This window comes from Geodermatophilus amargosae (assembly GCF_900116515.1).
GTDB lineage: Bacteria > Actinomycetota > Actinomycetes > Mycobacteriales > Geodermatophilaceae > Geodermatophilus > Geodermatophilus amargosae.
Window position 1 is genome coordinate 276572 of record NZ_FPBA01000003.1, and the last position, 16800, is coordinate 293371.

At 74.0% G+C, this 16800-nt stretch carries 19 protein-coding genes; 4 read left to right on the plus strand and 15 right to left on the minus strand.

The window, feature by feature from the left end:
- Positions 1-7: 7 nt before the first annotated feature.
- The 6 genes from BM414_RS06545 to BM414_RS06570 all read right to left on the minus strand — a co-directional run bounded on the left by BM414_RS06545 (position 8) and on the right by BM414_RS06570 (position 3202).
- Entirely contained in the window at positions 8-406 is a 399-nt protein-coding gene (locus BM414_RS06545; protein WP_093578615.1) for an ankyrin repeat domain-containing protein, read from the minus strand.
- Positions 403-1167: a dienelactone hydrolase family protein gene (locus BM414_RS06550; protein WP_093578616.1), complete on the minus strand. Its 765-nt coding sequence runs from the start codon at positions 1165-1167 to the stop codon at positions 403-405. Before BM414_RS06550 ends, BM414_RS06545 begins: the two co-directional genes overlap by 4 nt.
- A 34-nt stretch (positions 1168-1201) precedes the next feature.
- Positions 1202-1741 carry a hypothetical protein gene (locus BM414_RS06555; protein ID WP_093578617.1) on the minus strand — a complete coding sequence of 180 codons (540 nt, stop codon included), beginning with the start codon at positions 1739-1741 and terminating at the stop codon, positions 1202-1204.
- A 71-nt stretch (positions 1742-1812) separates the two neighbouring features.
- Positions 1813-2352, minus strand: coding sequence for a hypothetical protein (locus BM414_RS06560; RefSeq protein WP_093578618.1), 540 nt, complete (start codon positions 2350-2352; stop codon positions 1813-1815).
- A 61-nt stretch (positions 2353-2413) separates the two neighbouring features.
- Positions 2414-2878, minus strand: coding sequence for a PPOX class F420-dependent oxidoreductase (locus tag BM414_RS06565; protein ID WP_093578619.1), 465 nt, complete (start codon positions 2876-2878; stop codon positions 2414-2416).
- Between the two features lie 54 nt (positions 2879-2932).
- Positions 2933-3202, minus strand: coding sequence for a hypothetical protein (locus BM414_RS06570; RefSeq protein ID WP_093578620.1), 270 nt, complete (start codon positions 3200-3202; stop codon positions 2933-2935).
- A 128-nt stretch (positions 3203-3330) separates the two neighbouring features.
- Between BM414_RS06570 and BM414_RS06575 the strand changes: the two genes are divergently transcribed.
- Both BM414_RS06575 and BM414_RS06580 read left to right on the plus strand, forming a co-directional pair.
- The gene (locus BM414_RS06575; protein WP_217644575.1) at positions 3331-4713 is read left to right on the plus strand and encodes an AI-2E family transporter; all 1383 of its coding nucleotides are present in this window, start codon (positions 3331-3333) and stop codon (positions 4711-4713) included.
- Positions 4714-4781: 68 nt separating this feature from the next.
- Entirely contained in the window at positions 4782-5729 is a 948-nt protein-coding gene (locus tag BM414_RS06580; RefSeq protein WP_093578621.1) for a proteasome assembly chaperone family protein, read from the plus strand.
- Positions 5730-5850: 121 nt separating this feature from the next.
- On the opposite strand, the gene BM414_RS06585 is transcribed toward BM414_RS06580, so the two are convergent.
- From BM414_RS06585 to BM414_RS06620, 8 genes are all read right to left on the minus strand, one after another.
- Positions 5851-7167, minus strand: coding sequence for an MFS transporter (locus BM414_RS06585; protein WP_093578622.1), 1317 nt, complete (start codon positions 7165-7167; stop codon positions 5851-5853).
- Positions 7168-7339: 172 nt separating this feature from the next.
- On the minus strand, positions 7340-9007 hold the full coding sequence (locus BM414_RS06590) for a catalase (protein ID WP_093578623.1): 1668 nt from the start codon (positions 9005-9007) through the stop codon (positions 7340-7342).
- Positions 9004-9477 carry a Fur family transcriptional regulator gene (locus BM414_RS06595; RefSeq protein ID WP_093578624.1) on the minus strand — a complete coding sequence of 158 codons (474 nt, stop codon included), beginning with the start codon at positions 9475-9477 and terminating at the stop codon, positions 9004-9006. Before BM414_RS06595 ends, BM414_RS06590 begins: the two co-directional genes overlap by 4 nt.
- A gap of 67 nt (positions 9478-9544) precedes the next feature.
- Complete coding sequence (gene purU / locus BM414_RS06600) at positions 9545-10429, minus strand: formyltetrahydrofolate deformylase (RefSeq protein WP_093578625.1); 885 nt, start codon at positions 10427-10429, stop codon at positions 9545-9547.
- 49 nt (positions 10430-10478) lie between these two features.
- Entirely contained in the window at positions 10479-11399 is a 921-nt protein-coding gene (gene ligD, locus BM414_RS06605; RefSeq protein WP_175551453.1) for a non-homologous end-joining DNA ligase, read from the minus strand.
- 24 nt (positions 11400-11423) lie between these two features.
- On the minus strand, positions 11424-12413 hold the full coding sequence (gene ligD / locus BM414_RS06610; RefSeq protein WP_245784533.1) for a non-homologous end-joining DNA ligase: 990 nt from the start codon (positions 12411-12413) through the stop codon (positions 11424-11426).
- Positions 12414-12416: 3 nt separating this feature from the next.
- Positions 12417-13430, minus strand: coding sequence for a non-homologous end joining protein Ku (gene ku / locus BM414_RS06615; RefSeq protein ID WP_093578626.1), 1014 nt, complete (start codon positions 13428-13430; stop codon positions 12417-12419).
- Between the two features lie 127 nt (positions 13431-13557).
- Entirely contained in the window at positions 13558-14175 is a 618-nt protein-coding gene (locus BM414_RS06620; protein ID WP_093578627.1) for a DUF1360 domain-containing protein, read from the minus strand.
- 154 nt (positions 14176-14329) lie between these two features.
- Between BM414_RS06620 and BM414_RS06625 the strand changes: the two genes are divergently transcribed.
- Complete coding sequence (locus tag BM414_RS06625) at positions 14330-14854, plus strand: hypothetical protein (RefSeq protein WP_093578628.1); 525 nt, start codon at positions 14330-14332, stop codon at positions 14852-14854.
- A 267-nt stretch (positions 14855-15121) separates the two neighbouring features.
- On the plus strand, positions 15122-15520 hold the full coding sequence (locus BM414_RS06630) for an STAS domain-containing protein (protein WP_093578629.1): 399 nt from the start codon (positions 15122-15124) through the stop codon (positions 15518-15520).
- A 223-nt stretch (positions 15521-15743) separates the two neighbouring features.
- Here BM414_RS06630 and BM414_RS06635 read toward each other — a convergent pair whose 3' ends face one another.
- Complete coding sequence (locus BM414_RS06635) at positions 15744-16754, minus strand: DNA topoisomerase IB (RefSeq protein ID WP_245784534.1); 1011 nt, start codon at positions 16752-16754, stop codon at positions 15744-15746.
- Positions 16755-16800: the final 46 nt, after the last annotated feature.

The window sequence follows — 16800 nt, forward strand, 5'->3', positions numbered from 1 at the left end:
GTGGACCTCAGTCCACGCGGCGGTCGAGCAGCGCGGTCATCTCCGGCAGGTCGAAGAAGGCCGCGGTCTCGCGGGCGCTGGGACCGCCGGCGTCGGGGTCGGCACCGGCGTCCAGCAGCGTCCGCACCCCGGCCTCCGACCGGCGGAACACCGCCGCGGCCAGCGCCGTCTGCCCCCGGTCGTTGGCCCGCCCGGAGTCGGCGCCGAGGGCGAGCAGCGCGGCGACCGTCTCCGGGTGGTCGTGGTAGGCGGCGAGGATGAGCAGCGTGTCGCCCTTCTCGTTGGTCAGGTCGACGGGCACCCCGGCGTCGACGTAGGCCGCGAGCTCCTCGGTGGCGCCGGAGCGCGCCAGGCCGAAGACCCGCCGGGCCAGCTCGAGGACACCGGGCTCGATCGGCTCGCTCACGACGACGGCCCGCTGCCCGCCCGGTCGACCAGGTCGAGCAGGCGCCGCCACGCGTCCTGGCAGGCGTCCTCCCACTCGGGGGCGGCCCGGTCGAAGAAGGAGTGCGGTGCGCCGTCGTAGACCGCGGTGGTGACGTCGGCCCCGGCGCCGCGCATGGTCTCGGCGAGGGCGAGCTGGTCCTCGACGGGCGTGGCGGCGTCGGCACCGGCGACGAGCAGGAGCGTCGGGCGGGAGGCGCGGGACGCGGCGTCGCCGACCATCGCCGGCCGGCCGTAGAACCCGGCGCAGGCGGCCACGTCGAGGTCGCCGCCGGACTGCCGCCAGGAGTGGCTGCCGCCGAAGCAGAAGCCGACGGTGACCACCGGCAGCCCCGGACGGGTGCGCCGGCGCAGCTCGGCGATGGCGGCGGCCAGGTCGGCGTCGACGCCCTCGGGAGTGGTCTGCGGGACGTGGGTCTGCCAGTCGAAGTCGGCGTCGCGGGTGCCGCCCTCGGCGGTGCCGGCGGTACGCCCGAACCAGTCGAGTGCGACGGCGGGCACGCCGGCCTCGGCGAACCGCTCGGCCAGCGCGACGTAGTAGGGGTGCAGGCCGCGGATGTCGGGCAGCACGACCACCCCCGCGGTCGCGGCCCCGACGTCGGCGGGCAGCGCGTAGGCGGCGGAGAACCGCGTGCCGTCGGCGGTGAGGACGGTCTGCCCGGTGTCCCCCACTGCGCCGGTGCGCGGCGGGGCGGGTGGGCGGCTGGCGGGGTCGTGACACATGCCGGCAGTGCTACCAGTCCGCCCGCGGCGCTGCTCAGTGACCCCCGGTGCGCTCCGCGGCCTGCGCACGGCCGCCGAAGACGTCGGCGGCGACGTCGCGGCGCGCGTCGGTGAGCCACTCGTACTGGCGGTGCGCCTGGTCGATGAGCCGGTCCAGCTCGGCCTTGTCCAGGCGGTCGTCGACCTCCGCCACGATCCTCAGCGTCTCGAACCCGCTGCGCTTGGCGCGCACCCCGGAGGCCAGGAACTCGAACTCGACGAGGTCCGACAGCGGCGAGCGCGAGAGCAGCCGCCCGTTGAGCTTGACCCGGGTGACCTTCTCGGCCAGCCACACGCCGAGCTGCTTGTACTGGCGCACCGGGACGCCCAGCGCCCGGGCCGTCGCGAGCAACGAGGTCTTCTCGTCGCGCAGCTCGTCCAGCAACTGCTGGAGCGGGCCCTCCCAGCGCGAGCCGCGGTGCACGCCGATCATCCTGCAGACCAGCTCGATGCCCCCGGTGGCCGAGGCCAGGTGGTCGTTGAGGTAGACGCCGAGGAGCTCGGCGTTGCGCTGCGGCTGCACGGGTTCGGACACAGGAGACCTCCTGGGGAGCGGGACCCCCGCATCCTCCCCCGCGAGGTGATCACGGCGCGCGGCGGTGTCCCCTAACCGGGCGGCCGGCCGGCGGCGCGGTCGAGCAGCCGGGCCGCCGTGGGCCGCAGCTCGAACTCGAGGTCCCAGGACGCCGCGGCCAGCCGCTGGGCGACCGCCTGCCGCGAGACGCCGAGCGCGGCCGCGGCAGCCGCCCGCGTGGCGCCGCCGGCGAGCAGGTCGACGGCCGCCCACGCCGCGGCGCTGCGCCGGGCGAGCAGGAGGGCGAGGGCGGTGAGCACGGCCTGGGCGTCGGCGGCGGCCACGGGGTCGGTCCCACGCACCGCCAGCCGGGCCGGACGGCGCCGGGCGGCCTCCAGCGCACGGCGCGCCGCCAGCGTCACCGGCCCGTCGCCGGGACCGGGCGGGGCCGCGCCCACCCCGATCCGCCGGCCGCCCTCCCGCACCAGCGCGACGACGGCGTCCACGGCCGCGTCGTCGACGACGGCCACCCAGGCCTCTCCGACCGGCCGCGCCAGGGACCCGAGCGCCGCCGGCGGGCCTCCCGCGGGTGCGCCCGCGGCCAGCGGAGCGCAGGCGACGGCCAGGGACACGCGCGCAGCGTGGCCGCCGGCCGGGCCGGGTGCAAGCTCCTGGGCTTGCCCGGCGTGCCGCTCAGGCCTGTGTCGGCTCCGGCGGGAAGCCGCCGGTGGCCACCGGGCCCCAGCCGTCGATCGTGATCCTCAGCAGCGACTTGCCCTGCCGGGCCATCGCGGCGCGGTACTCGTCCCAGTCGGGGTGCTCGCCGCTGATCGACCGGTAGTACTCCACCAGCGGCTCCAGCGCCTCGGGGAGGTCGAGCACCTCGGCGCGGCCGTCCACCTGCACCCACGCGTCGTCGAACTCGTCGGACAGGACGCACAGCGAGACGGCGGGGTCGCGGCGGGCGTTGCGCACCTTGGCGCGCTGCGGATAGGTGGAGACGACGACCCGTCCCTCGGCGTCGACGCCGTAGGTCACCGGCGACAGCTGTGCCCCGCCCTCGCGGCGGCGGGTGAGCAGCACCGCGCGGTGACGGGGGCGGAGGAAGTCGAGCAGCTCGGCGCGCTCGACCCGGTCGGCTCTGGCGGTCCTGGGCACGGCCCCGACGCTAGCGGCGCCCCCGTGCACCGGGCGCCGGGGCCGTACCGACGGTCAGGAGCCGGTCTTCATCACGCCGAACATCAACACCCGGCGCTCGACGTCGTAGTGCACCGTCTCGGTGTTGGTGAGCAGGTCCTGCAGGTTGTCGGCGTCGTCCGGGTCGAGTGTGAGGACCTCCTCCCACGCCCCCTGGTCGAGCACGAGCTGCAGGGTGTACGTGCCGGGCTTGCCGGGCTCGCCGGCGACCCAGCTGAACTGGTAGTGCGACAGCTGACGCACCTTGACGCTGTTGTCGGTGACCGGCTGCGGGACCTCGGGCATGTCGGGACCTCCTGGTCGGGCCGGGGCGGGGTCCCCGGCTCCGGCGCCCTACCCCGCCGACGGGCGTCTGACCCGGACGTTCTCGCCTCCGGACGGTGGAGAGCCGTGATCCGTGGTGCGATGGCGGCATGAGGTTCCGCCTGCCCGGACGCCGGGACGACGTCCCGGCGGGCGGCGGCGCACCCGCCGCCCCCCGTGTCCCGGCCGGCAGCAGCGCCGCGGCCGGCCCCCGCCCGGCGGCGCACGCCGGCACCGGACCGCCGCCGGCCACCGACGGCGCACCGGCTCCCACGCTCACCGGCGAGGGGGGTGCCGGCGACCCCCGCGCCGCCGACCACGACGCCACCGTCGCCCCGGCCCCGGGCTGGCGGCGCGGCGAGCGGGCCCGCTCGGCCGCCCGCACGCTGGCCATCGCCTCCGCCCAGCTGCTGCTCATCAGCGCTGCCCTGGTCGTGATCGGCTGGGTGTTCGGGAAGCTCTGGGTCGTCCTGCTGCCGGTCATCCTCGGCCTGCTGTTCGCCACCGTGCTGTGGCCGCCGACCCGGTTCCTCCGCCGGCACGGCTGGCCGCCGGCCCTGGCCGCCGCGGTCGTGCTGCTGGCGTTCCTCGGCCTCATCGGCGGCCTGATCGCGGTCATCGCACCCCAGGTGGCCGACCAGGTGACCGAGCTGGCCGACCAGGCTGCCGACGGTCTGGAGCAGGTCCAGCAGTGGCTGCAGGGCCCGCCGTTCAACATCGACGAGGAGCAGATCGGCCAGTACGTCGACCAGGCCATCGACTCGGTGCAGTCCAACGCGTCCAACATCGCGAGCTACGCCGCGACCGGCGCCACCGCCGTCGGCAACGGCCTGCTCAACCTGGTGCTGGCGCTGCTGCTGGCCTTCTTCTTCATCAAGGACGGGCCCCGCTGGGTGCCGTGGCTGGCCGCGCAGACCGGCCCGGAGGCCGCGCCGCACGTGGCCGCGCTGTCGCAGAAGACGTGGAGCACGCTGTCGGAGTTCATCAAGCAGCAGGCGCTGGTCGGCTTCGTCGACGCCCTGTTCATCGGCGTCGGGCTGTGGATCTTCGACGTTCCCCTGGTCATCCCGCTGGCCGTGCTGACCTTCTTCGGCGCGTTCATCCCGATCATCGGCGCGTTCGTGGCCGGCGCCTTCGCCGTGCTGATCGCGCTGGTCGACGAGGGCTTCACCGTCGCGCTGATCATCTTCGGCATCGTGCTGCTGGTGCAGCAGATCGAGGGCAACGTCCTGCAGCCGATCATCCAGGGCCGCGGGTTCAACCTGCACGCCGCGGTGGTCATCCTCGCCGTCACGGCGGGCAGCAGCCTGGCCGGGATCGTCGGCGCCTTCCTCAGCGTCCCCGTCGCCGCCCTGATCGCCGTCATCTACCGGTACGGGCGCGACGTCTTCGACGGCCGGCATCCCGAGGTGGCCGGCGACGGCACGCACACCCAGGTCACCGGGGACGACGAGGGCGCCGTCCTCACCCGCGCACCGGGCACGCCCGGCTGACCCGGCGGGAATGCCGGCGGGCCTCCCGTCGCTGCTCACGGTGACGTCTGAGCAGCAGGAGGCCCACCGTGGCGCAGCGACCGGAGGAGCTCGTCGAGCTCACCCCCGAGGCCGATCCCTTCCTCGCCGCCGAGCAGGCGGTGTCCGGAGGCGCCGAGCGGCGCGGCCTGGTGCTCGTGCACGCCCTCTCGGGTGACTTCGACGCCGCCTCCTCCGCCGCCCTGGGCGCCGCCCACCTGCTGGCCTCGCTCCCGCACCGCACGGTCGCCCGCTTCGACGCCGACCAGCTGGTCGACTACCGCGCCCGCCGTCCCCGGATGTCGTTCAACGGCGACCGCTACGAGGACTTCGCCGCGCCCGAGATCGTGCTGTCCGCGCTCGAGGACGATGCCGGCGAGCCGTTCCTGGTGCTGAGTGGCCCCGAGCCGGACTACCGGTGGGAGGCCTTCGTCGCCGCCGTCGCCGGGCTGGTCGAGCGGCTCGGCGTGACCTCGGTCGTGGCGCTGCAGGCCATCCCGATGCCGGTGCCGCACACCCGGCCGGTCACCGTCACCGCGCACGCCACACGCCGGCAGCTGATCGAGTCCTACCCCGTGTACTGGGGCGAGCTGCGCATCCCGGGCAGCGCGCCGGCGCTGCTGGAGCTGCGGCTCGGCGAGGCCGGCGTCGACGCCCTCGGCGTCGCCGCGCACGTGCCGCACTACCTGGGCCAGGCCACCTACCCGGCCGCGACGCTCACCCTGCTCGAGCACCTCAGCCGGCTCACCGGGCTGCTGCTGCCCACCGAGACGCTGCGGGAGGCCGCGCAGCAGCACCGCACCGAGGTCGACGAGCAGATCGCCCGGTCCGCCGACAACACCGCCGTGGTCGCCGCGCTGGAGCAGCAGTACGACCAGTTCACCGCCGCGCGCGAGGGCAGCGACCTGCTCGGCGACGTCGGTGAGGTCCCCAGCGGCGACGAGCTCGGCGCGGAGTTCGAGCGGTTCCTCGCCGAGCAGGACCGCCGCCGGGAGTGACGGCGTCCCGGGCTTGCCCCGGAGGGGTCCGCGCAGGGACGACGGCGCGGACTCCGCGATCAGGGGGACGGCACCTGGCCGCGGTGCGGTCCGGAGGACCGCGATGTCGCAGACCGCGTTGTCACCGCACGGTGCGGACGGCCCGTGTGACGCTCAGGGCGACCGCGCCCAAGGCACCGACGACGGCGAACACGTAGAAGCCCCACGGGAAGGCGATGCCCGCCGTCACCAGGGCACCGGTGATGACCGGCCCGACGATGGCGCCGATCCGGCCGGCGCCGGCCGACCAGCCGAGCGCCGTCGCGCGCACCTGCGGCGGGTGGTTGGCACTGGTGAACGCGTAGACGAGCACCTGCGCCGAGAACACGAAGCAGCCGGTCAGGAAGCACATGACGTAGAGGCCCGCGGTGGGCAGCCGCAGGGACAGCAGGGCCAGGAACACCGCTCCGCTGGCGAACCAGATCATCCCCGCGGTGCGGGCACCGACGCGGTCGGCGACGGTGCCGGCGACGAGCAGGCCGACGATCGCGCCGACGTTGAGCACCAGCAGGAAGGCCAGCGCGTTCCCGAGGTCGTACCCGGCCTCGCGCATGATCGTCGGCAGCCAGTTGTTCAGGCCGTACACCAGCAGCAGGCCCATGAACGACGTGGCGCCGATGGCCAGGGTGTTGCGGGCGTACCCGCCGGTGAACAGCGAGCGCACCGTCGCCGCGGCGCCCGCTCCCGCCCCGGCGGCCTGCGGCGTCCCGGGGGCGGCCGGGTCCTCGAGTTGGAGACCGTGCCGCCGGGCCACCTCCTCCGCCTCCGCGCGGCGGCCGGCGGCCAGCAGGTAGGACGCCGACTCCGGCAGCTTCGCGACCATCAGCGGCACGAGCACGAGCGCAGGCGCGGCGCCGATGACGAACATCCACCGCCAGCCCAGCGACGGGATGACGACGATGGCGAGGGCCGCGGTGGCCACGGCGCCCACGTGGTAGCCGGTCATGATCGTCGTCGTCGCGCGGCCGCTGCGCCCGGACCGGCTGAACTCGTTGACCATCGCGATCGCGGTGGGCAGACAGCCGCCGAGGCCCAGCCCGGCGAGGAAGCGCAGCAGGCCGAAGACGACCGCGTTCGGCGCGAACGCGCACAGCAGGGTGAACAGCGAGAACGAGACCACCGCGCCGATGAGCGCCTTGCGCCGGCCGACGACGTCGGTGAGCGTGCCGATGGTCAGCGCGCCGATCATCATCCCGACCAGGCCGATGGTGATGACCGCGGTGGCGCCGGTGCCGGTGAGCCCGAACTCCTCCGGCTGGGTCAGCGTGGGCACCACGGTGCCGACGACGACGAGGTCGAAGCCGTCGAGCAGCACGGCGACCCAGCAGAGCGGGGCCACCCAGCCGGCGGCGCGGGCCGCCGTCCCGGACGGGGTGGGGCGCACGGGCGTGGTGCTCATCGCGGTCCTCCACGGTGAGGCAGGTGCGGGGTCGTCCGACGGTAGGAGGACCCGGCACCGTCGCCCACTCGGCTCCCGACCAGCGGAAGGGGCGACCCCGGCACACGGCGACGGGCCGCGACCGGGGATCCCGGTCGCGGCCCGCCGCGTCGTGCTGGAGGTCAGTCCCCGGTCAGAGGGTGACCTCGACGTGCTCGTTGGGCACGCAGTGCGTCATCACCAGGCCGGTGACGTCCCGCGGGCCGTTCTTGCCGAGGTCGGCCGCGCGCTGCAGCTCCTCCTCGGTGAGCGTCTGGGTCTGCAGCGGCTGCAGGTGCCGGACGTCGTCGGCGGTGATGCCCAGACCCTCGCCGACCCGCTGGCCGAACTCGTCCTCGGCCATGAACAGGTGCCAGACCATCCGCTCCTGGATCGGGCGGTCGCACTGGGAGAGCGCGTCGACGAAGTTGGCGACCACGTCGTCCTTCTCCCACTGCTCCGACAGCAGGTAGCGCTCGCCGGCCTGCGCGTAGTCGTTGGTCCGCGGGATCCGCTTGCGGGTCAGCCGGCCGGTGATCTCCGGGCCCTGGTCGTCGTGCGTGGGGTACTGCGCCTCACGCAGGCCGCCGAGGATCGACGGCTCGTAGTTGACGTGCGGGTTCTGCCCCGGGCCCAGGTCCACCGCGTAGGCCATCTGGCCGTCCCGCTGGTTGGTGGAGACCCGCGCGTTCTTGGCCTGGTTGACCGGCAGCTGCAGGTAGTTCGGGCCGACCCGGTAGCGCTGGGTGTCGGAGTAGGAGAACGTCCGGCCGACCAGCATCTTGTCGTCGGAGAAGTCCAGCCCGTCGACCAGCACGCCGGTGCCGAAGGCGATCTGCTCGTTCTCCAGGAAGAAGTTCTCCGGCGCCCGGTTCAGCGTCATGGTGCCGACCTTGCGCAGCGGGAAGTCGTTCTCCGGCCACACCTTGGTGTCGTCGAGCGGGTCGAAGTCCAGCTCGGGGTGCTCGTGGTCGTCCATCAGCTGCACGTGCAGGTCCCAGGACGGGAAGTCCCCGCGCCCGATGGCGTCGTAGAGGTCCTTGGTGTGCGCACCGAGCTCGTTGGCCTGCACCGCCGCGGCGTCCTTCGCCGTCATCGACTTGACGCCCTGCTGGGGAAGCCAGTGGTACTTGACCAGCTTGGTCTCGCCCTCGGCGTTGACCCACTTGTAGGTGTTGACGCCGAAGCCCTGCTGCGTGCGGTAGTTCGCCGGCAGCCCGCGGGGGCTGAAGACCAGCGTGAACATGTGGATGGACTCCGGCGTCTGGGACGCGAAGTCGAACACCCGGTTGGCGACCTGCCGCTCGAAGGTGACCGGGTCGGGCTTCTGCGAGTGGATGAAGTCGGGGAACTTGATGGCGTCGCGGATGAAGAAGACGCCCAGGTTGTTGCCGACGAGGTCCCAGTTGCCGTCCTCGGTGTAGAACTTCACAGCGAAGCCGCGCGGGTCGCGCGCCGCCTCGGAGGAGTCCCGGCCGCCGGCGACGGTGGAGAAGCGGACGGCGACCTCGGTCTCCTTGCCCTTCTCCTGGAACAGCTTGGCGCGGGTGTACTTGGCGACCGGCTCGTCGCCGACGGTGCCGTCGGCCACGAAGACGCCGAACGCGGTGGCGCCGCGGGCGTGGACCACGCGCTCGGGGATCCGCTCCCGGTCGAAGTGGCTGATCTTCTCGAGGAACTGGTAGTTCTCCAGCGTCGCCGGGCCGCGTGCGCCCACCGTCCGCTGGTTCTGGTTGTCGTAGACCGGGTGGCCCTGACGGTTGGTCAGGACGGCGCGGTCGGCCTCACTGGCGGCCGGGCCCTGCGATGCGACGTCGGTCATGCGTGTGCTCCTCCTCGATTGCGGTGCTGAAGGACCTGAGCGGCGCGCTCCGGCGTCCGTGCCCGACACTCGCGGCACAGCCCCCAGAAGACGACCTCCGCCTCGTCCACGACGAAACCCGCCGTGTCGGAGGGGGTCAGGCACGGAGCCGCCCCGACGGTGCAGTCGACGTCCGCGACCACACCGCACGAGCGGCAGACCAGGTGGTGGTGGTTGTCCCCCACGCGGACCTCGTAGAGCGCCGGTGCGCCGGCGGGCTCGACCCTGCGGGCCAGGCCGACGGCGACCAGCGCCTTGAGCACGCCGTAGACGGCCTGCGGCGAGATCGTGGGGTGCGCCTGACGGGCCACCATGACCAGCGTGTCCGCGTCGGCGTGCGGATGGTCGGCCAGGGCGTCGAGGACGGCGAGCCGGGGACGCGTGACCCGCAGCCCGGCGTCGCGCAGCCGCGGCGCCCACGTCGTCTCCATCGGCTCCCACTCAACCCGCTTGTCTTGACTGAGTCAAATCAAGACGGCGGATTCCCGGGCGAGCCCGTCAGGCGAAGACGATCGTGCGGTCGCCCTCGACGACGACCCGCTCCTCCACGTGCCAGGTCACGGCCTGGGCGAGCACCTGCCGCTCGACGTAGCGGCCGATGCGGCGCATGTCCTCCACGGTGGCGCGGTGGTCCACCCGGGCCACCTCCTGCTCGATGATCGGGCCGGCGTCGAGGTCGGCGGTCACGTAGTGCGCCGTGGCCCCGATCAGCTTGACGCCGCGGTCGTGCGCGGCCCGGTAGGGGTTGGCCCCGACGAAGGCCGGCAGGAAGCTGTGGTGGATGTTGATCAGCCGCTCGGGGAAGCGGCGGCAGAAGTCCGCCGACACGATCTGCATGTACCGGGCGAGCACCACCAGGTCGGCGTCACCGACCAGCTCCAGGGCCCGCGCCTCGGCCTCCGCCTTGGTCTCCGGCGTCACCGGCACGTGGTGGAACGGCACGCCCGCGGCGGCGGCCACCGGCTCGAGGTCGGGGTGGTTGGAGACGACGGCGGTGATGTCGGCGCGCAGGTCACCGGCGCGCACGCGGTAGAGCAGCTCCTGCAGCACGTGGTCGGTCTTCGACACGAACACCGCCAGCCGGGGCCGGCGCGCGGCCTCGGTGAGCCGCCAGGTCAGGCCCCACTGCGTCGCGAGCAGCTCCAGCGCGCCCTCGAGCTGACGGCGGCGGGTGGCCAGGCCGGGCAGGACGAACTCCAGGCGGAGGGTGAAGACGCCGCCGGTCGGGTCCGAGGAGTGCTGCTGGGACTCGGTGATGTTCGCGCCGACGTCGGCCAGCAGCCGGGAGAGCACCGCGACGATCCCCGGCCGGTCGGGGCAGCGGACCACCAGCCGCCCGAGGTCGGAGGAGGCGGGGTCGTGCGCGAGCGGGGCGGCGGACACGCTCGCATGGTGGCAGGGACGGCCGTCTCCGCCGTCCGGGGCTCCCCAGTCAGAGGGAGGGCAGGCGGGCGCGGGTGCGGTCGGCGACGTCGAACAGGTCGCCGTACTCCTCCACCCGGGCCAGCACCTCCTCGGTGCGGAAGCGCAGCTCGCCCGGGTCGGCTCCGCCACGGACGGCGTCCACCTCGTCCCACCCGATCGGCGTCGAGACCGGGGCGTCGGGGCGGGCGCGCAGCGAGTACGGCGCGACCGTCGTCTTGGCCGGGTTGTTCTGGCTCCAGTCGATGAGCACCTTGCCCGGCCGCAGCACCTTCTCCATCCGCCAGACGACGCGGTCGGGCGTCTCGGCCGACAGCTCCTGCGCCAGCACCTTGGCGTAGCGGCTGGGGTGCTCGCGGTCGGTGACCCGGATCGGCGCGTAGACCTGCATGCCCTTGGATCCCGACGTCTTCACCACCGGGTCCAGTCCGTCCTCGGCCAGCCGCACGCGCAGCCGCTCGGCGACGTCGCAGCACTCGCGGATGCCGGCGTCCGGACCGGGGTCGAGGTCCAGGACGAGCAGGTCGGGCAGCGCCGGCTGCAGCTTGCTGCCCACCTGCCACTGCGGCACGTGCAGCTCCAGCGCGGCGAGGTTGGCCGCCCACGCGAGGTCGGCGACGGTCTCCAGGATGACCATCTCCAGCACCTCGCGGTCCTTGGAGCTGCCGGGGCTCGGCACGGTCACCTTCCGCACCCAGTCCGGCGCGTGGCGGGCGCTGTTCTTCTCGTAGAACGCCTGCCCCTCGACGCCGTCGGGCCAGCGGGTGAAGGTGACCGGCCGGCCCGACAGGTGCTGCAGGAGCACCGGCGCGATCCGCACGTAGTAGTCGATGACCGCGGCCTTGGTGAACGAGACCTCGGGGAAGAGCACCTTCTCGAGGTTGGACACCGACAGCTGCCGGCCCTCGACGCGCACGCGCTGGCGGCTCACGTCCCCCACCTCACAGCACCCCCCTCACGGGGACCACTCCACGACGACGTCGTCGACGTCGACGTCCTCGCGCAGCCCCCGCCACGCAGGGTGGCGCATCCGCCCGTCCGCCGTCCACGCGGCGAAGGCGACCTCGCCGACGAGGTCCGGCTCGGCCCACCGCGCGTCCCGGGCGACGTCACGCGGGAGGTCGCCGGCGAACGGCGTCCCGCGGCGGGGCGTGAGCAGGGCGCCGAGCTCGCGCAGCGCGGCGTCGGTGAACCCGGTGCCCACGTGCCCGGCGTAGACCAGCCGCCCGTCGTCGTCGTGGACGCCGACCAGCAGCGAACCCACTCCCCCGGCCCGCCGCCCCTTGCCCGGACGCCACCCGCCGACGACGACGCTCTGCATCCGCAGGTGCTTGACCTTGCGCCACTCCGGCGAGCGCACGCCGGGCCGGTACGCCGAGTCCAGCCGCTTGGCGACGACGCCCTCGAGCCCGTTGACCCGGCTGGCGGCGTGGACGCCGGCACCGCCGCCGCGGAACCAGGGGGTGGCGACCCAGCGGTGCCCCTCCGGACCGAGCGCGTCGAGCCGCTCGCGCCGCTCCTCGTAGGGCAGGTCGAGCAGGCCCCGGTCGCCGTCGACCAGCAGGTCGAAGACGAGGAAGGTCACCGGCGCGGCGGCCGCGAGCCGGGCCACGTCGGCGCCGCCGGTGCGGTGCATGCGGTTCTGCAGCAGCCCGAAGTCCGGACGGCCCAGCCGGTCGAGGGCGACCACCTCGCCGTCGAGGACGGCGTCGGCACGCTGCAGGACCCCCGGCAGGCGGTTGAGTTCGGGATAACGGTCGGTGAGGTCGGTGCCGCTGCGCGCCCACAGCCCGAGCCGGCCGTCCCGCACCGCGGCGAGCGCGCGGACGCCGTCCCACTTGAACTCGTAGCCCCACGTGTCGTCGTCCTCGGCCGTCGGCAGCTCGCCGGCGACGGCGAGCATCGGCGCCGGCACCGGCGGCTCGGGGAGCGAGGCGCGCGGCACCGGTCAGGCGCTGCGGCGGGACGTGCGCTTGGCCGGCTCCTTCTCGGCCGGCTCCTTCCGGGCCGCCGTGACCTTGCGCGCGCGGGTGGTGCGGGCCGGCACCTCCTCCTCGGCGGCCGCGGCCTTCTTCGCCGGCTTCTTCGCAGCCGCCTTCTTGACCGGGGCGGCCTTCTTCGCCGGCGCGCGGCGCGCGGGCGCCTCGTCCTCTCCGGCGTCGTCCTCGGCGTCGTCCTGTGCGGCGCCGCCGCCGCGGGCCCGCTCCACGCTGCGCCGCAGCGCGCTCATCAGGTCGACCACGGACGCGCCCGGGTCGGCGGTCTCGGGCACCGGCTGCACCTCGCCGCCGGTCTGCTTGGCCTCGAGCAGCGAGGTCATCGCCTCGCGGTAGTCGTCGCTGAACTCCGAGGGGTCGAAGTCGGCGGCCATCGAGGTGATCAGCGCCTCGGCCATCTGCAGCTCCTGCGGCCGCACCGACACGTCCTCGTCGAGGAAGCCGAAGTCGGGACGGCGGATCTCGTCGGGCCAGCGCATCGTGTGCAGCACCAGGACGCCGTCGCGGACGCGCATCGCGGCCAGCGACTCCCGCTGCCGCAGCGCGATCTTGGTGATCGCGACCCGGCCGGTGTTCTCCAGCGCGTCGCGCAGCAGCACGTACGGGCGCGTGGCCGGGCCGTCGGGCTCCAGGTAGTAGGTCTTCTCGAACTGGATGGGGTCGATGTCGGCCTGGTCGACGAACTGCAGGACCTCGATCTCGCGCCGGGTGGCCAGCGGCAGCTCGGCGAGGTCGTCGTCGGTGAGGATCACCAGCTGGCCGTCGGGCAGCTCGAAGCCCTTGGCGATGTCGCCGTACTCGATCTCCTCGCCGTCGATCGAGCAGACCCGCTTGTACTTCACCCGCCCGCCGTCGACGGCGTGCACCTGGTGGAAGCGGACGTCTTTGTCCTCGGTCGCGGTGTGGAGCTTCACCCCGATGCTGACCAGGCCGAACGAGACCGCGCCGCGCCAGATCGAGCGCATGTCCACTCCCCTTCCCCGGGATCCGCGACCGTGGGGCGGCCGGCCCGCAGGATAGGTGCGGGCCGGACCCCTGAGCAGCACGGTGGCTGCCGGTCTCCTCCGCCCGGGGGAAGCGGGCGTCCTGCTGTCAGTCCTGCCCGGCGTGCCGACCGGACTGGTCGTCGTCCTCGCCGGCGGCGTCCACGCCCGCCGCCTGCGACGGGTCCAGCGCGCCGTTCTGGATCGCGTCGTAGACGAACTGCAGCACGTCGCTGCCTGCGACCAGCGTCATCGTGAACGCGGCCAACCGGGTCGCCCGCGGCGCCGTCGCGTAGCCGAAGACCAGTCCGGTGGCCACCCACTGGGCGAGACAGAACGGGCAGGTCAGCAGCTCCCCGATCGCGTGCTTGACGCCGCCGTGCTCGCGGACCTCCTCGGCCACCTCGGCGTGCCCGGAGGGGCCCTGGAAGGCCGTGAAGGGCGCGCGCAGCGGCGCGGTGACGGGGTCCTTGGCGATCCGGCGGGCCAGCCGGAAGGTGGCGACGGCCAGCAGCACGGCGTCCCCGGCCGGGATCCGGTCGGGCAGCTCCCGGCCCGATGCGCGCACCGCCGCGGCGCCGGCCGACACCAGACCGAGGTACACGCCCATCGCACCGAGGTCACCGGCGAGGGGACGGGGCTCGCCCTGCGAGTACTCGTGTCGCTGGGTCTGCGCCCATCGGCGGACCGGAGCCCCGATCCGCTGCACCTCGTCTGCGATCGCCATGCCGCTGCGCTACCCGTCGGGACGTCCGGCCATGCCGCGACCCGTGCGCCTTCGGGCACACCGGGCTCCCGCATGGGACGCCGGAGCCCGGGTAGGCGGAGGAGCAGTCCGCCGCCGGGGGCACCCGCCCGGTGGCCCGAGAGAGAGGAACCCCATGACCGAGCCGGGCCCGAACGACAGCGGGGCGATCCACTCCGCGCAGAACGACAGCGAGTTCCCCGACGACGAGCGCGGCCTGACCGGCGTCCGCGAGGGCGGGGCACCGGGCTCGCAGGGCCAGACCGCCCGCGACGTGTTCCCCGAGGACGACGGCATCCCGGACACCTCGCAGGACGACTTCCCGACCATGCAGCGCTCCGAGGACCCGCAGTTCGCCCCCGAGCCGGGTGACCGGGAGACCCACGAGACCGTCGCGTTCGGGACGACGGCGCGCGAGCAGCAGGAGGGCGAGTCGCTGACGCAGCGCCTGGAGGAGGAGATCCCCGACGACGACCCCGGCGTGCGCCCCGCCGAGGACCCGTCGCGCGCGTTCGCCCAGCTCGACCAGGACCAGGACACCGACCTGCTCAGCGACTCGGGCACCAACCGCACCGGCGACGACGTCGAGGCGTTCGCCGACGCCCCGGTCGCCGGTGAGGGGCCCGAGGAGAGCGCCATGCACGTCGTCGAGGGGACCTGACCCGGTCCGGGCCGCTCCGCAGCTCCTGACCTCCCCCGCCCGGGTGGCCGCCCGCCGAGTACCGACCGGGCTGGTTGGCGTCCAGCGACCGGGTTGTCTACGTTGTAAATGCGGTTGAGCAGGCAGCCGCGCGCGCCGGGCGGCTGACCGCCTCCGGCGTGCTCCCAGCACAGCCGGCTCATCCGGGGGCCGAGACACCCCCGGCGCGCACGGCGGTAGATTGACCGGTGGCCGCACCACTCGTGGCCACTGAGAGGAGCTGCGTCCGTGACCGCATCCGACCTGCCCGCCGGGGGGCAGCACGACGTGTCCACCGAGGGCACGGAGGCACCCTTCGACGACGTGATCACGCTCTCGACCTCCACCGGTGAGGACGGCGTGGTCACGGTGACGGTCGTCGGCGAGGTCGACACCTTCACCGCCCCGGTGCTGCGCTCCTCGCTGGACACCCAGCTCGAGCAGCAGCCCCGCGAGCTGGTCATCGACCTGTCCGGCGTCCAGTTCCTCGGCTCCGCCGGCCTCGCCGTGCTGGTCGAGACCCAGAAGTCGGCGAAGTCCCGCGACGTCGAGCTGCGTCTGGTCGCCACCACCCGGGCGGTCACCCGCCCGCTGGAGGTCACCGGTCTGATCGACCTGTTCACCATCGTGGACAGCAGCGCGCGCTGACCCCTGCACCACCGAGACGAGGCCCCGCTCCGGCGGGGCCTCGTCGTCTCTCGGCGGCGTCTCTTCGGCGTCGTCTCTCGGCGGCGTCTCTTCGGCGTCGTCTCTCGGCGTCGTCTCTCGGCGTCGTCTCTCGGCGTCGTCTCTCGGCGTCGTCTCTCGGCGTCGTCTCTCGGCGTCGTCTCTCGGCGTCGTCTCCCGGCCCCTCGGGACCGGGTGAATCGCGCTAGACCGACAGTAGCCGGCAGACCGCCTGCTCGAGCACCTTCTGCGCCTCGCGGTCGTCCTCGGCGCCGGCCGCCTCGCCGAGCGCGTCGGCGACGGTCTCGCCGTGCTCGTAGCGGTCGACCACCCGCGGGTCCACGTAGCTGGCCTTGCAGACCGCCGGGGTGTTGCCGAGCTGCTCGGACACCCGCACGTAGGCCGCCCGGATCGTCTTGTTCCGCGCCGTCCGGCTCCGCGGCGGCGGCTGCTCGGCGAGGGTGGCGGCCATCATCACGGTGGCGTTCCAGGTCCGGAAGTCCTTCGCGGTGATCTCCGCGCCGCTGACCTCCTTGAGGTAGGCGTTGATCTCGTCGCTGGTCACGTCGTGCCAGGTGCCGTCCTCGAGCCGGTAGGCCAGCAGCTCGTCGCCGGCGTCGTCGGGCCGCTCGAGCAGCTGCCGGACGACGGTCGCCGTCGGCCGGTCGGTGATCTCCACCTCCCGCTCGATGCCGCCCTTGGCGGTGTACCGGAAGAACGTCCGCTCGCCGCGCACCGTGACGTGCTCCCGGCGCAGGGTGGCCAGGCCGTAGGTGCCGTTCTCCTCGGCGTACTCCTCGCTGCCGATCCGGAAGGTGCCCAGGTCCAGCAGCCGCAGAGCGCAGGCGAGCACCCGTTCGCGGTTGGGCCCACGGGTGCGCAGTGCCGCGGCCACCTGGTCGCGGACGTCGGGCAGCTCGGAGGCGATGGCGAGCACCCGCTCGTGCTTCTCCGCGTCGCGCCGGGCACGCCAGGCGTCGTGGTAGCGGTACTGGCGGCGGCCGGCGGCGTCGAGCCCGGTGGCCTGGATGTGGCCGTTGGGCCACGGGCAGATCCAGACGTCCTTCCAGGCCGGCGGGATCGCGATCGACCGGATCCGGTCCAGCCGCTCGGCGTCCTTGATCAGCTGCCCGGTCTCGTCGCGGTAGGAGAAGCCGCGACCGACCCGGCGCCGGGTCCAGCCGGGCCCGTGCACGTTGCTGCGCCGGAGTCTCACGCTCCGTGGATGTGCACCGGACGGGTCCGGTAAACGGAGGCGCCCC

Coding starts and splice junctions, on each gene's coding strand:
- BM414_RS06550 (WP_093578616.1), bottom strand. CDS start 1,167: ATGTGTCACGACCCCGCCAGCCGCCCACCCGCCCCGCCGCGCACCGGC.
- BM414_RS06570 (WP_093578620.1), bottom strand. CDS start 3,202: ATGCCCGAGGTCCCGCAGCCGGTCACCGACAACAGCGTCAAGGTGCGT.
- BM414_RS06575 (WP_217644575.1), top strand. CDS start 3,331: ATGAGGTTCCGCCTGCCCGGACGCCGGGACGACGTCCCGGCGGGCGGC.
- BM414_RS06585 (WP_093578622.1), bottom strand. CDS start 7,167: ATGAGCACCACGCCCGTGCGCCCCACCCCGTCCGGGACGGCGGCCCGC.
- BM414_RS06590 (WP_093578623.1), bottom strand. CDS start 9,007: ATGACCGACGTCGCATCGCAGGGCCCGGCCGCCAGTGAGGCCGACCGC.
- BM414_RS06595 (WP_093578624.1), bottom strand. CDS start 9,477: ATGGAGACGACGTGGGCGCCGCGGCTGCGCGACGCCGGGCTGCGGGTC.
- ku (WP_093578626.1), bottom strand. CDS start 13,430: ATGCGCTCGATCTGGCGCGGCGCGGTCTCGTTCGGCCTGGTCAGCATC.
- BM414_RS06620 (WP_093578627.1), bottom strand. CDS start 14,175: ATGGCGATCGCAGACGAGGTGCAGCGGATCGGGGCTCCGGTCCGCCGA.
- BM414_RS06625 (WP_093578628.1), top strand. CDS start 14,330: ATGACCGAGCCGGGCCCGAACGACAGCGGGGCGATCCACTCCGCGCAG.